Genomic DNA, 241 nt, shown 5'->3' on the forward strand with positions numbered 1-241 from the left:
CTTTTCGGCCCCGGCCGGCGGCCACACCGACAAATCCGCACCCGGCTGCAATACCGCTGGGGCAAGCATGCCCTGCGCATGCAACACCCACGAACCAGCCGACTTATCCGCACGCGAATACACCGACACCGCACGCCGACCCAACTCCCCAGCACCCCCGACGCTGACCTGCACCGCCACCCCAGCCCCTGCGGGCAACACCAGTGGCGCGACCAACACCAACTCCTCCACCAACCCACAC

General features: G+C 67.6%; 1 protein-coding gene. It reads right to left on the minus strand.

Going from position 1 to position 241, the window contains the following annotated elements:
* Positions 1-241 (minus strand): polyketide synthase dehydratase domain-containing protein (locus F0Q45_RS27310; protein WP_149656739.1); only part of this gene is annotated, 241 nt, incomplete at both ends.

Origin of the sequence: Mycobacterium simiae (assembly GCF_008370645.1) — a bacterium.
GTDB classification, from domain to species: domain Bacteria; phylum Actinomycetota; class Actinomycetes; order Mycobacteriales; family Mycobacteriaceae; genus Mycobacterium; species Mycobacterium simiae_A.